General features: G+C 56.3%; 12 protein-coding genes. 6 read left to right on the plus strand and 6 right to left on the minus strand.

The genetic code is table 11. The features are described from left to right. Nucleotides 1-3: 3 nt before the first annotated feature. From V6Z53_RS10250 to V6Z53_RS10275, 6 genes are all read left to right on the plus strand, one after another. A complete protein-coding gene (locus tag V6Z53_RS10250) occupies nucleotides 4-2211 on the plus strand; it encodes a bifunctional prephenate dehydrogenase/3-phosphoshikimate 1-carboxyvinyltransferase (RefSeq protein WP_338586476.1) in 2208 nt (735 codons plus the stop codon). After that, a complete protein-coding gene (gene cmk, locus V6Z53_RS10255) occupies nucleotides 2208-2897 on the plus strand; it encodes a (d)CMP kinase (protein ID WP_196585297.1) in 690 nt (229 codons plus the stop codon). The genes V6Z53_RS10250 and cmk overlap by 4 nt, the downstream gene beginning before the upstream one ends. Before the next feature lie 119 nt (nucleotides 2898-3016). Then, nucleotides 3017-4711: a 30S ribosomal protein S1 gene (gene rpsA, locus V6Z53_RS10260; protein WP_008065216.1), complete on the plus strand. Its 1695-nt coding sequence runs from the start codon at nucleotides 3017-3019 to the stop codon at nucleotides 4709-4711. Nucleotides 4712-4927: 216 nt separating this feature from the next. Then, nucleotides 4928-5206 carry a hypothetical protein gene (locus V6Z53_RS10265; RefSeq protein ID WP_338585385.1) on the plus strand — a complete coding sequence of 93 codons (279 nt, stop codon included), beginning with the start codon at nucleotides 4928-4930 and terminating at the stop codon, nucleotides 5204-5206. Between the two features lie 104 nt (nucleotides 5207-5310). Next, nucleotides 5311-5616, plus strand: a complete 306-nt coding sequence (ihfB, locus tag V6Z53_RS10270) for an integration host factor subunit beta (RefSeq protein WP_338585386.1) — start codon at nucleotides 5311-5313, stop codon at nucleotides 5614-5616. 24 nt (nucleotides 5617-5640) lie between these two features. Then, entirely contained in the window at nucleotides 5641-5874 is a 234-nt protein-coding gene (locus V6Z53_RS10275; protein ID WP_338585387.1) for a lipopolysaccharide assembly protein LapA domain-containing protein, read from the plus strand. A 119-nt stretch (nucleotides 5875-5993) separates the two neighbouring features. Here V6Z53_RS10275 and V6Z53_RS10280 read toward each other — a convergent pair whose 3' ends face one another. Genes V6Z53_RS10280 through V6Z53_RS10305 form a run of 6 tightly spaced genes read right to left on the minus strand, consistent with a single transcriptional unit; the run spans nucleotide 5994 to nucleotide 14173 of the window. Further along, nucleotides 5994-7118 carry a glycosyltransferase family 4 protein gene (locus tag V6Z53_RS10280; RefSeq protein ID WP_338585388.1) on the minus strand — a complete coding sequence of 375 codons (1125 nt, stop codon included), beginning with the start codon at nucleotides 7116-7118 and terminating at the stop codon, nucleotides 5994-5996. After that, entirely contained in the window at nucleotides 7111-8151 is a 1041-nt protein-coding gene (locus V6Z53_RS10285) for an NAD-dependent epimerase/dehydratase family protein (RefSeq protein ID WP_338585389.1), read from the minus strand. Before V6Z53_RS10285 ends, V6Z53_RS10280 begins: the two co-directional genes overlap by 8 nt. Before the next feature lie 11 nt (nucleotides 8152-8162). Further along, nucleotides 8163-9446 (minus strand): nucleotide sugar dehydrogenase, encoded by a 1284-nt coding sequence (locus tag V6Z53_RS10290; RefSeq protein WP_338585390.1) that lies wholly within the window; start codon nucleotides 9444-9446, stop codon nucleotides 8163-8165. Nucleotides 9447-9476: 30 nt separating this feature from the next. Beyond that, on the minus strand, nucleotides 9477-11423 hold the full coding sequence (asnB, locus tag V6Z53_RS10295) for an asparagine synthase (glutamine-hydrolyzing) (protein WP_338585391.1): 1947 nt from the start codon (nucleotides 11421-11423) through the stop codon (nucleotides 9477-9479). 18 nt (nucleotides 11424-11441) lie between these two features. After that, entirely contained in the window at nucleotides 11442-12755 is a 1314-nt protein-coding gene (locus tag V6Z53_RS10300; protein ID WP_338585392.1) for an O-antigen ligase family protein, read from the minus strand. After that, nucleotides 12755-14173 (minus strand): oligosaccharide flippase family protein, encoded by a 1419-nt coding sequence (locus tag V6Z53_RS10305; protein ID WP_338585393.1) that lies wholly within the window; start codon nucleotides 14171-14173, stop codon nucleotides 12755-12757. The genes V6Z53_RS10300 and V6Z53_RS10305 overlap by 1 nt, the downstream gene beginning before the upstream one ends. Nucleotides 14174-14255 lie beyond the last annotated feature (82 nt).

Genomic DNA, 14255 nt, shown 5'->3' on the forward strand with positions numbered 1-14255 from the left:
CCTATGATCGGGCGCCTGGTGGTGGTCGGTTTGGGTTTGATCGGCGGTTCGTTTGCCAAAGGTTTGCGCGAGAGTGGCCTGTGCCGCGAAGTGGTCGGGGTCGATCTCGATCCGCAGTCGCGCAAACTGGCGGTTGAACTGGGTGTGGTGGATCGCTGCGAAGAAGACCTGGCGGCTGCATGCCAGGGCGCCGACGTGATCCAACTCGCCATACCGATCCTCGCCATGGAGAAAATGCTTGGCCGTTTGGCAGGCATGGACTTGGGGCAGGCGGTTCTGACCGACGTCGGCAGCGCCAAGGGCAACGTCGTGCGCGCTGCAACTGAAGTGTTTGGCGGCATGCCGTCGCGTTTTGTGCCAGGGCATCCGATTGCCGGTTCCGAGCAGAGCGGGGTGGAAGCCTCCAATGCCGAACTGTTCCGTCGTCATAAAGTGATCTTGACTCCGCTGGAGCAGACCGACCCGCAGGCCCTGGCAATCGTCGATCGCCTGTGGCGCGAATTGGGCGCCGATGTCGAACACATGCAAGTCGAGCGTCACGACGAAGTGTTGGCGGCAACCAGCCATCTGCCGCACTTGCTGGCGTTCGGTTTGGTCGACTCGTTGGCCAAGCGCAATGAAAATCTTGAGATCTTCCGTTACGCTGCGGGCGGTTTCCGCGATTTCACAAGAATCGCTGGAAGCGACCCGGTCATGTGGCACGACATCTTCCTCGCCAACCGCGAAGCTGTCTTGCGCACACTCGATACATTTCGCAGCGACCTCGACGCCTTGCGCGACGCGGTCGATGCAGGGGATGGGCACCAATTGTTGGGCGTTTTCACGCGCGCCCGGGTTGCCCGCGAGCATTTCAGTAAAATCCTGGCCCGTCGGGCCTATGTGGACGCTATGAATTCCAATGATCTGATTTTCCTGGCTCAACCTGGTGGCCGCCTGTCCGGTCGGATTCGCGTACCAGGTGACAAATCGATTTCCCACCGTTCGATCATGCTCGGCTCCCTGGCTGAAGGCGTCACCGAAGTCGAAGGCTTCCTCGAGGGCGAAGACGCCCTGGCGACCTTGCAGGCGTTCCGTGACATGGGCGTGGTCATTGAAGGTCCGCACCACGGTCGCGTGACCATTCACGGCGTCGGCCTGCATGGCCTGAAGCCTGCACCGGGCCCGATCTACCTGGGCAATTCGGGTACTTCGATGCGTCTGCTGTCCGGCCTGTTGGCTGCGCAGAACTTTGACAGCACCCTGACCGGCGATGCTTCGCTGTCCAAGCGCCCGATGAATCGCGTGGCTAATCCACTGCGTGAAATGGGCGCCGTGATCGAAACCGCCGCTGAAGGCCGTCCGCCGATGGTCATCCGTGGTGGCAACAAGCTTAAGGGTTTGACCTACACCATGCCGATGGCCAGTGCCCAGGTTAAGTCCTGCCTGCTATTGGCCGGTCTGTACGCCGAAGGCAAGACCACGGTGACCGAGCCTGCTCCGACCCGCGACCACACCGAGCGCATGCTGCGCGGCTTCGGCTACCCGGTCACCGTCAATGGCGCGACCGCTTCGGTCGAATCCGGCAACAAGCTGACCGCAACCCACATTGAAGTGCCGGGCGATATCTCGTCTTCCGCGTTCTTCCTGGTGGCCGCTTCGATCGCCGAAGGTTCGGAGCTGGTGCTGGAGCACGTCGGCATCAACCCGACCCGTACCGGCGTCATCGACATCCTGCGTCTGATGGGTGCCGACATCACCCTGGAAAACCAGCGTGAAGTGGGCGGCGAGCCGGTAGCGGACCTGCGCGTGCGTGCAGCTAGACTCAAAGGTATCGAGATTCCCGAGGCGTTGGTTCCGCTGGCTATCGACGAATTCCCGGTGCTGTTCGTCGCCGCTGCCTGCGCCGAAGGGCGCACCGTGCTGACCGGTGCTGAAGAGCTGCGGGTCAAGGAATCGGACCGAATCCAGGTCATGGCCGATGGTCTGCTGGCGCTGGGCGTCAAATGCGAACCGACTCCGGACGGCATCATCATTGATGGCGGCCAGATCGGTGGCGGTGAAGTGCACGGTCACGGTGATCACCGGATTGCCATGGCTTTCAGCGTTGCTTCGCTTCGCGCCACTGCGCCGATTCGCATTCATGATTGCGCCAACGTCGCGACGTCGTTCCCGAACTTCCTCGCGCTGTGCGCGCAGGTCGGTATCCGCGTTGCCCAAGAGGCTCAGTCGTGAACAACATTGCACCGGTCATCACTATCGATGGGCCTAGCGGCTCCGGAAAAGGCACGGTAGCCGGGATTCTGGCCAAGCGTCTTGGCTGGAATCTGCTGGACTCCGGTGCGCTGTACCGTCTGTTGGCTTTTGCTGCGCATAACCATGGCGTGGACCTGACCAACGAAGAACTGCTGAAAAAACTTGCCGCTCATCTGGATGTTCAGTTCATCGCCGCGACCGATGGTCAGCTGCAGCGGATCATTCTGGAAGGCGACGAAGTCAGTGATGTGATCCGTACGGAAAGCGTCGGCTCGGGTGCCTCCCAGGTGGCTGCATTGCCCGCCGTACGCGAGGCGCTGCTGCAACGCCAGCGCGCATTTCAGGAAGCGCCGGGTCTGGTGGCGGATGGTCGTGACATGGGCACGGTGGTTTTTCCGGACGCACCGCTGAAGATTTTCCTCACCGCCAGTGCCGAGGAGCGTGCGCGCCGTCGATACTTGCAGTTGAAGGGCAAAGTCGATGGTGTTAGTCTGTCGAGTCTGCTAGATGAGATACGTGCACGCGATGAGCGTGACACCCAGCGAGCGGTAGCCCCGCTCAAACCGGCGGCTGACGCCATACAGCTGGATTCCACGGAATTATCCATCGATCAGGTGCTGGAACGCATCATGAGCGAGATCGCCATTCGCGATATCGCCGGGTGACCAAGAAGGCCACAGGGGACCAGTCATAGTCCTGCGGCGCTTCTTTTAAATGAAACTAACCCACACCGTCTGGGGTGTGGAGATGGGCGTATTCTTCGCCCTCATCAACAGGAATTAAAATGAGCGAAAGCTTTGCGGAACTCTTTGAAGAAAGCCTAAAAACCCTGAACCTTCAGGCAGGCTCCATCATCACCGGTGTTATCGTTGATATCGATTACCAAGCTCGCTGGGTAACCGTTCACGCTGGCCTGAAGTCTGAAGCACTCATCCCGCTTGAGCAGTTCTACAACGACGCTGGCGACCTGACTATCAACGTCGGTGACGAAGTTCACGTTGCTCTGGACTCGGTTGAAGACGGCTTTGGTGAAACCAAGCTGTCCCGTGAAAAAGCCAAGCGCGCTGAATGCTGGATTGTTCTGGAAGCAGCCTTCGCAGCCGAAGAAGTGGTCAAGGGCGTTATCAACGGTAAGGTTAAAGGCGGCTTCACTGTCGACGTTAACGGCATCCGTGCGTTCCTGCCAGGTTCTCTGGTTGACGTCCGTCCAGTGCGCGACACCACGCACCTGGAAGGCAAAGAGCTGGAATTCAAGGTCATCAAGCTGGACCAGAAGCGCAACAACGTTGTCGTTTCCCGTCGTAGCGTCCTGGAAGCCGAGAACTCCGCCGAGCGCGAAGCTCTGCTGGAATCCTTGCAGGAAGGCCAACAAGTCAAAGGTATCGTCAAGAACCTCACCGATTACGGCGCATTCGTCGATCTGGGTGGCGTCGATGGCCTGCTGCACATCACCGACATGGCTTGGAAGCGTATCAAGCATCCTTCCGAAATCGTCAACGTTGGCGACGAGATCGATGTCAAGGTTCTGAAGTACGATCGCGAACGCAATCGTGTTTCCCTGGGCCTGAAGCAACTGGGCGAAGATCCATGGGTTGCTATCAAAGCCCGTTACCCAGAAAGCACTCGCGTTACCGCTCGTGTAACCAACCTGACCGACTACGGCTGCTTCGCTGAGCTGGAAGAAGGCGTTGAAGGTCTGGTACACGTTTCCGAAATGGACTGGACCAACAAGAACATCCACCCTTCGAAAGTCGTACAAGTCGGCGACGAAGTGGAAGTTATGGTTCTGGACATCGACGAAGAGCGTCGTCGTATCTCCCTGGGCATCAAGCAGTGCAAATCTAACCCATGGGAAGATTTCTCTGGCCAGTTCAACAAGGGCGATAAAATCTCCGGCACCATCAAGTCGATCACCGATTTCGGTATCTTCATTGGTCTGGACGGCGGCATCGACGGTCTGGTTCACCTGTCCGACATCTCCTGGAACGAAGTGGGCGAAGAAGCCGTACGCCGTTTCAAGAAGGGCGACGAGCTGGACACCGTTATCCTGTCGGTTGACCCAGAGCGCGAGCGCATCTCCCTGGGTATCAAGCAACTGGAAAGCGATCCGTTCTCCGAGTACGTTCAAGAGAACGACAAAGGCGCAATCGTTAAGGGCATCGTGAAAGAAGTTGACGCTAAAGGCGCCATCATCACTCTGGCCGACGATATCGAAGCGACTCTGAAAGCCTCCGAAATCAGCCGTGACCGCGTTGAAGACGCTCGTAACGTTCTGAAAGAAGGCGAAGAAGTAGAAGCCAAGATCATCAGCGTTGATCGCAAGAGCCGCGTAATCCAGCTCTCGATCAAGTCGAAAGACGTTGAAGACGAGAAAGAAGCTATCCAGAGCCTGCGCGACAAGCCAGTAGCTGGTGACGCTCCAGTAGCCACCACTCTGGGTGACCTGCTGCGTGCTGCACAAGCGGAAAAACAGAACTAAGTTCTGACTTTCTGTAAAAAAGGGCGACTTCGGTCGCCCTTTTTTGTGCCTGAAATTTGATCGTGGTGGGGGTTGTAAGACTGGGTTCCGTTCTCGTATGAAACAAACGGTCGTTAAAGGATGTCTCTTTCTTTAACAGGATCAATCGTTTAATTGCAGCTAGTCTTAGCCTGAGACGAACGAGGCCAGGGCGGAGTGCCCGGCATAAGGAAGCGAATGAATAGGCTCATTGTCGCAATAGCAGTTCTGACGCTGGCGGGTTGTACCACTAATGCCAAGACTCACGCAGTGCGCGGTGTCAGCGGCATTGAGATCGATTGTTCGGGGCTGGGGTCCGGGTGGGAGAAATGTAGTAAACGAGCGGCCAAGGAATGCAAGGCATCAGGTTATAAAGTGGTGGCAAGATCCGATGATGCCAAGGAAGAGGATGAGTTTCCCTTTGGCTTCAACCCGGCTGGGTATCTAACACGCACGATGCTGGTTATTTGCAGGTGAGCATGTGAGGTGAGGGGAGTAAAACTCGGGCTGTTCAAATTCTTCCGGGCGTGCTAAAACCTTTGGAGCGATTTTCCTAGCTGCTTGAAAAAGAAGGGAAAAATATGACGAAGTCGGAGTTGATCGAACGAATTGTCACCCATCAAGGGCTGCTCTCATCGAAGGATGTGGAGTTGGCCATCAAGACCATGCTTGAGCAAATGTCCCAATGTCTGGCCACGGGTGATCGAATTGAGATCCGTGGGTTTGGCAGCTTCTCCTTGCACTACCGTGCACCGCGCGTAGGTCGCAATCCTAAGACCGGTCAGTCCGTGAGCCTCGACGGCAAGTTTGTTCCGCATTTCAAGCCGGGGAAGGAGCTTCGCGATCGAGTGAATGAGGAAGAGGAAGAGGAAGAGGGTCTGGTTTAAATGATCAGGGTCTAGGAGTCTGTCGTGCACAGAGTAAAAAAGTTGTTTTTGCTATTGATCCTATTGATGGCATTCGCGGCTACACTGCTGTTTTTACTTGAGAATCAGCAGCCAGCTTCTTTGGTGTTTATTGGCTGGGCTGCTCCGCAATGGCCGGTATCAGTATTCATTCTGGGGGCATTGTTGCTGGGGTTGGCTGTCGCGCCATTGTTGGCGCTAATAGTTTCCCGACGCCACGGCCAGCGTACTGGAAGGTAGGCTGGTTTTCCGGGGTTTGAGTGGAGATATCCTGGCCGACTGATCGCGATGATCAGCAGGATTCAACGCACGACAGGCCCGACGCAGGATTATGCCTGAGCGACGGGCCAGGCGAGTGATTAGCCGCGCAATTCCATTGCATCGATCATGGCTGCATTGACACGATGTACGTCGTATTTTTGCTCTGCGAGTTCACGACTTGTGCGACCCATTTGTTCGCGCAGTTCGCTCGAATCTGCCAGGCGAGCCATCGCTTTAGCCAGGTCGAGCGAGTCGCCCGGTTTGACGAGTAAGCCATTAACCCCATCTTGAACCGTCTCACGGCAACCCGGGGCATCCGTGGTGATAATTGCTCGCCCGCTTGACATGGCTTCGAGCACCGAGCGCGGTGTGCCTTCGCGGTATGACGGCAGTACGAATATGCTGCAGGCCGCAATGTAAGGCTTCACATCGCTGACTGCTCCATGGAAGTGGGCGAATCCTTCCTGTTCCCACCCGGAAACAACCTCTGCATTGATGCCGGAAGGGTTGGAATCCGCTGCCCCGACTAAATGGAAGGTTGCTTGTGGATGGGTGGATTTGAGCGCGCGTGCGGCCTCTACAAACTCAAATACACCTTTATCACGCAGCAGCCTGCCTACGAACAAAAAGTTCGGTTGCGGTGGCAGTGGGGTCACCGTGTAGCTTTCAGTGTCGACCCCAGAACCATTGATGATCCAGGTTGGAAGGTTGGCATTGAAAAGTCCCTGATCCTTGAAGAGTTGTCGGTCATCAGGATTCTGGAAGAACAGTCCATTGGCAAAGCGTAATCCAAACCGGTACAAGCCCGACGCGACACGGTTTATCAGGCGGCGACCGAAGCTGGTCTCTACATCAGTGAACGCATACCCAAGCCCTGTAATCAGGGCATAGCGTCGCTTGACGCCTGCCAGGCGGGCCGCAGGCAAGCCGTAGACCACGGGTTTGATCGTGTAGGCAAGCACCACATCAGCCCTGATTTTGCGCAGGCATCGGTTGAGACGCAGCATGTAGCTTAGATCGGCGAGCGGGTTCAGACCGGCGCGCGCCATCGGCACAACATGGTAGGCAATCCCTTTCTCGGCAAGACGCATACGCACCGACTCATCATCTTCCGGTGCAATCGCGGCGACTTCATGCCCGTTCGCCCGCATTGCATCCAGAAGATCCCCGCGAAATCGAATCAGCGATTCGGCGAGTCCGGCAATGACAACAATCCTAGACATGCTTGCCTACATGAGTTGAGTAGTAGGCTGCAGAGTCTTGTAGTCCGGCTGCGATACGGTGCGTCGGAGCATAACCGAGCAATGTTTGTGCCTTGCTGATGTCTGCTTGAGAGTGACGCACATCGGCGGCTCTGAAATCACGGTACACAGGGCTTACATCCTTGAGCTCGGGTCTGGTGGCGCAGGCAAGATCACGGATATTGGAGAACAGTTCGTTAAGAGTGGTGCGGTCGCCTACGGCCACGTTGAACACCTGGTTCACCGCTTCGGTTTCTTGTGTCGTGGCTGCCAGCAGATTGGCCTGAACGGCATTGGCTACGAAGCAAAAGTCACGGCTGGTTTCGCCGTCACCGTTGATATGAATCGCTTCGTCGCGCAGCAGGGCACCAAACCACTTTGGAATGACGGCCGCATAAGCACCATCAGGATCCTGCCTTGGGCCGAATACGTTGAAGTACCGTAGCCCAATCGTTTGCAGACCATAGCAACGAGCAAACACGTCAGCGTACAGCTCGTTGACATACTTGGTGACGGCGTATGGCGACAATGGTCGACCGATTCGGTCCTCTACCTTTGGCAGGCCTGGGTGATCGCCATACGTGGAGCTGGAGGCGGCATAAACGAAGCGCTTGACGCCGGCATCACGGCTGGCGACCAGCATGTTCAGGAAGCCGTCGATGTTCGTGGTGTTGGTTCGAATCGGGTCCTCTAGCGAGCGAGGCACACTGCCCAGAGCCGCTTGGTGGAGTACGTAGTCGACACCTTCTGCCAGCGCAAGCTGGCAGTCTTCGAGCTTGCGAATATCACCCTGGACAAACTTGAATTGTGCCCATGCGGTGTTGCCGACGGCCTCCTGAACCAGGTCCAGATTGCGCTGGTGACCGGTTTCAAAGTTGTCCAGGCCAATCACGCGCTGATTCAGTTTGAGCAGTGTTTCGAGCAGGTTCGAACCGATGAAGCCCGCCACGCCGGTGATGAGCCAGGTGCGCGGGGTAGCCGTCAGTTCTTGACGCAGAGTTTCGTAGGTATTCATGCCTGTCTCCATCAGAGGCGCCAGAAGCGCGCTCCAGCACTTTCCAGGGCTGGGCCATTGCAAACACCTTTCACGTCGATAACGACAGGGGCGTTGTGCATAAGCTTCAAGTATTCGTTGCTTGACCAGCGTGCGTAGGTATCGTGCGCAACGGCAACCACGACTGCCGCCGCAGGCTGGAGTTCGTCGAGCTTGCGCAAAGATACGCCATACTCGTGCAGGGCTTCCGCCGGCTCTGCTTCTGGGTCGAAGACCTGGACCTTGACGCCGAAATCCTCGAGCTCTCGGATGATATCGATAACGCGAGAGTTGCGCAGGTCAGGGCAGTTTTCCTTGAAGGTCAGGCCAAGGACCGTGACGACCGATCCAGCGATAGGATGGCCTGCATGGATCATTTGCTTGATCGTCTGCTGGGCTATATAGGCACCCATGCTGTCATTGATGCGACGGCCGGCCAGAATGACCTGAGGAATATAACCGAGCTTTTCGGCCTTGTGCGTCAGGTAATAAGGGTCAACACCGATGCAGTGTCCGCCTACCAGTCCTGGCTTGAACTTCAGGAAGTTCCATTTGGTGCCTGCTGCTTCCAGGACGTCGAGGGTGTCGATGCCCATGCGGTCGAAGATCAGTGCCAGTTCATTCATCAGTGCGATGTTCAGGTCGCGCTGGGTATTTTCGATCACCTTCGCGGCTTCAGCCACCTTGATGGACGCAGCTTTGTAAACACCGGCCGTCACTACAGAGCTGTATACGTCAGCGACAATTTCAAGGGTGGCGGCATCTTGTCCGGATACGACCTTCATGATCTTGGTGAAGGTGTGCTCCTTGTCGCCCGGATTGATACGCTCGGGGCTGTAGCCCACGGTGAAGTCAGTCCCGCATTTCAGGCCCGACACGCGTTCAAGGATAGGGACGCAGATGTCCTCGGTTACGCCGGGGTAAACAGTCGATTCATAGACAACAATATCGCCGCTTTTGAGCGCTTTACCGACAGTTTCAGAGGCTTTGACCACTGGTGTCAGGTCGGGTTGGTGAGCGTCGTCGATCGGGGTCGGAACGGCCACGATATGAAAGTCCGCCTTTGCAAGGACGTCTGTCTTGCTGGTGAACTCGATTTGCGTCTGTGCCAACTCGGCGCTGGTGATTTCATTGGTACGGTCTTGCCCCGCACGCAACTCTTGCAGGCGACTTTCGTTGATGTCGAAGCCGATTACAGCCGAGTGTTTGCCAAAAGCTACAGCCACGGGCAGGCCGACATAGCCCAGCCCGACCACTGATATCTTTCTTAGATACATGGATTTTCCTCTAATAATGAAATCTTTTATTCAGATGGCTCGTTGTCGATCGAGCCATGCCTGGAACATCAGTACCGGCCATAGCTGGTGCTGGTAGTTGCCCTGGCCTCGAAGGTGTCTTTCCCATACGGCCCGGATCGGACCCGGTACGAAATAGCCTTCGCGTGCCAGACGTTGTGGGTCCAACAGAGTTTCTGCCCAATCGCGCAATGGGCCGCGTAGCCAGTCGTGTAACGGGATGCCGAAGCCCATTTTTGGGCGCTCGATAAGTTCGCGCGGAACGTAGCGATAGAGTAGCTGGCGAAGTATCCATTTGGTGCTGCCGTTGCGGATTTTCAGCGACATCGGCAACCCGGAGGCAAATTCGACGATCCGATGGTCCAGGAAGGGCACACGGGTTTCCAGGCTGACTGCCATTGCTGCGCGATCTACCTTCGCCAGAATATCGTCGGGCAGATAGGTCATGGCATCCTGGCGCATCATCCAGGAGGCAAAATCGCTGTCTCCGACGGACATCAGGCTGGATTGGGATTGTGCGCCAATGACCACGTCGGTTGCATTTGGCCACTGAGACACGACGCGATCGTACATCTGTCCGGCAGAGTCATGGCGCATCACGCTGGCCAGTTTGTGGAGTTTCTCTCCCGGCAGCCGGACGCGTAAACCTGCCGGGGTGATGGGGCTCAATCCATTGATAATGGAGTCCCAGCGATCCGGCGAGGCGAACTCGATCATTCGAGCAGCCAACCTGCGTGCCGGGCCGGGCACGCGACTCAGTTTGCGCCATACGCTGGGCAGAAATTGATAGCGGTTGTACCCACCGAACAGTTCATCGCCTGCGTCGCCGGACAGACTCACAGTCACCTGGCTGCGAGCCAGTTGAGAAACGAGATAAGTCGGTATCTGGGATGAGTCGGCGAACGGCTCACTGTAGATGTCGGCTAGTTTGGGTACGACGCCAAGGGCGTCAGCACCTGATACATAGAGCTCGGTATGGTCAGTACCAAGATGACGGGCGACGGCTTTTGCGTGCTCGGCTTCATTGTACCCGGGGTTGTCGAAACCAATGGTGTAGGTTTTGACCTGTTGGGGCGATAGAGACTGCATCAAGCCGACAATCAGGCTTGAGTCGATACCACCGGACAGGAAAGCACCGAGCGGAACATCAGCCATCATTTGCTCGCTGATGGTTGTGCGCATCAGTGCGTCGAGTTGGTCGATGGCGTCGTTGTCGGAAGGTGTCTCGCTGCTCGAAGGCTGCGCGACGGGCATTTCCCAATAGGCCTTTGGAGGGCCGAACACGCCACTCGCAAGCGCGGCTTGGTCGAGTTCGATCCACGTGCCGGGTGGCAGCTTGTGAATACCCTCGTAAATAGAGTGTGGCGAAGGGATATATGCAAACTTCAGGAGCAGGGCCAGGCTGTCCCGGGAAACCTGCGCATCAAAAGCTGGGTGTGCACTGAGCGCCTGCAACTCCGACGCAAAGAGCAATGCGCCATTCTTCAGGCCGTAATAGAGAGGTTTTTCTCCAATCCGGTCGCGTGCGAGCGTGAGGGTTTCGCGGCTGCGATCCCATACCGCGATCGCGAACATACCGACCATCCGGCGCAGGGTTTCTTCGATGCCCCAGTGTTCGAATGCCGCCAGCATCACTTCGGTATCAGAATGACCGCGCCACGGCAACGGTCCCTGGAGTGCCGAATCGAGCGACTTGCGCAGTGACTGGAAGTTGTAGATTTCACCGTTGAACACGATGACATAACGGCCTGTCGGCGAGGCCATTGGCTGGTGCCCGGCCGAACTCAGGTCGACGATCGCGAGTCGGCGATGACCCAGGAACAGGCCGGCGCCATTGTCCCAGGCGCCAGCATCATCGGGACCACGGCGCACTATGGCGTCGGTCATTCGGGTGAGGGCTTTTGGCCCGTCATACCTGTCTTGGCTATTAGGGTGCCAGAACCCAGCGATACCACACATGGAACAATTCCGTTGTAATCAGATGGGTTGAGGCTTTTCGCGGACGGCAGTGAAACTGCCATTCTTAACCGCTAGCGCACAGATGATCATGTAGAGACTGAATACGGGCTGGCGGAGCATGAAGTGGGCTCCGGAGAAGATCATCAACACGATCAGCACTGCCAGCGAGTAAGGGTCTCGGGCTCGATAGGCAGTGACGAGAAGCCACAGATACAAAGCGCCAAGCATTAGCACGCCAACAACGCCGGCCTGAGTCAGCATGTCGAATCCGAGATTGTGGGCTTCCTGCTTATGCTCCGGATCGTCAAGATAAGAGAATGCGCCTGGGCCGTGCCCGATAACCGGGGACTCCAGCCATGCATCAATGGCGTGGATCCACAGGGTTTTACGCACGCCGCCTTTGTTTTCGTCCAGGCCGACACCCATCAAGGAGTCTGACCTGGTGGGCGCGAACGCTCTTGGGGCACGTGGCGCGCCGGTCTTGCCATCGCTAAATACCGAAGAAACGGAGTTGACAAGCTTTTCCTCGTACTTGATGAGTATTTCGCGGCCCGGTCCATCGATCATCAGCTTGAATGTGCCAAATGCCAGGATGAAGGCAATCAGCATGGTCGTGAACAACTTCCAGTTGGTTTGTTTGGTCCAGAGTGCCGCCACGATTGTCAGCAATGGCAGGCCGACGCACCAGGCGAGCAACAGCGCGTCGCTGCGAACGCATATGCCCAGGAAGAAAAAAACCCAGAGCAGCAGGAAGTTGCGCAGCCAGCGTGAGCCTTGCCAGTTTGCATCGCGGTAAACCGCCATCAACCAGATCGGAATCGGCAGCAGGAACAGTGCGAGTTGGTTGGGGTTCGTGGACCAGGCGGACAGCCGGGAAGGGAAGTCCGTATTGATCCCCAGCAATTGCGCCAGTTCGTAAAAATCAGTCAGGAAGCAGATAAACGGCACGGCCAGCAGTACGACTGGAATCACCCCCAACGCTCTGATGAAGTTATTGAATTCCTGCTGTGATGCCTGCTCGATGCAGGCCAGCGCCATCAGAGAGAAGCATGCCGTGTACAAATATGCGGCCGCCGTGTGAGCAGAGCTGGCGCCCTTTACCGGGCTAAGCAGCATCGCCACACCCGTAATCCCGATGAAGCCTATCCAGAAGAGCATCACGGGATGTGTCAGATAGCGCAGAGCATGCTTGTAGCGCAAGGACCACAGGATCAACACAATGCCTGCGAGTTCGCCAATGCCCAGTGGCAGATGTCCGAAACGCAACGCGGTGGTCACGGATGCAAAAACAACCAGGGCGGCGCCGATCGAGACGTAATTTGCCTTATGCATTATACCTGCCTTAGGTCTTGCAAACGCTTCGCCAGAAAGGCGAGGCTGCTCATGAAAACAGCAAGCAGGAGCAGGGGGACAGCTGCACCTTTCATGCTGTGAGTTAAAGTTGTCAGGAAAACCCCGATGCCTACGCCGAACCAGGGCAATAGCCCGATTACTGAGTGTCGGAGTGAGGAAGACAGGAGTATACCGTTACGGACGTCGACAATTACGACAGCCAGTAATTGAGAAATGAACCATGCCCACCCGATTTCTCTAGTTGCTTCGCCCTGGAAGATGAGCAGGGTGACAGCGCCAGCAACAAGAGAGGATAAATTAATCAGAAGTGCGGCGCCTGCATCTTTCTGTGCTTGCAAAAACTCGTACCCAAGGCGTACATGGCCGGACATGCAGATCCCGGCAAGCAACCCGGCAGCATACGGAGCTGCATCTTGCAGTGCCGGGAACCACAGGGTTAGCACGGGATAGATGGCGAGACCGGCAAGCGTGAGCGCACCGTAGGTCAGTGCACTGCCCAGATTCAGGTAAGGCAGCATGCCTTGCAGCCAGACCTTTCTTTGCGGATCAGCCAGCCACTGGCATATTTTTGGATAAACCAGAACCGGGTAGAGCGTCGCAATGAACCAGATCTTGTTCAGCACGTCGTAGACAGACCTGTACTTGCCCAGGGTTTCGGCGCCATACACGTGGCTCACATAGATGGATATGAACTCGGTCGCGAGTACCAGCAGCAGTGCGACGCCAACGATCGGTGCCGCTTGCCGGTAAAGAGTGGTCACCAATGACCACGCCATCGGTGCGAGGGGCTCCATTTCCTGTTTGCGCCAGAACAACCACAGAATCAGATAGTCAGGAATCTTCCTGAGGACGACGGCAACAAGAACCCATTCGATCTGTTGTGTTGTAGCGGCAACAACCGCCACAGCGAAGAAGCGACTTAGTTGAATGCACAGTTGATATTGCGCATAGATAAAGTGGCGTGCACGCAACACATTCAACATCTGAAAATACTGGCCCGGTAACGCCAGAACGTATTCGACCGCCGCTGCGGCACCGATCCAGTACGCCAAGTTCAATTGAGCAGTGCGCAGGGGGAATACGACAGATACGCCCTGTGCAATCAATGGGGTTGCCAACAGCAACGATATGCCTGCGATGATGTAAGCCGTGCGGAAGGAATTGACGAGCTGCGCGCGCTGCTCTTCTTTCGCCGAATAAATGGCGCTTACCGCCGATTTCGATAATGCCGAATCGAGGAACAGCAGAGTACTGGAGAGAATGATATAGACGGAATAAAACCCATAGCCTTGGAAACCGATGTAGTGAACAACAATCGGAATAATCAAAATATTTAAGAGAAAATTCAGGCCATTGGCCGAGTACAGCGCAAGGGATTTTTTCAACCAGCTATTCAATTCCATCTCCCTATGCCGAATACGTAATGTTCTCAACGCTCCGGTTTCCATCCGGAAATGGTCTGGATCGCAAATTTTGTTG

Source organism: Pseudomonas sp. MAG733B, from assembly GCF_036884845.1.
GTDB lineage: Bacteria > Pseudomonadota > Gammaproteobacteria > Pseudomonadales > Pseudomonadaceae > Aquipseudomonas.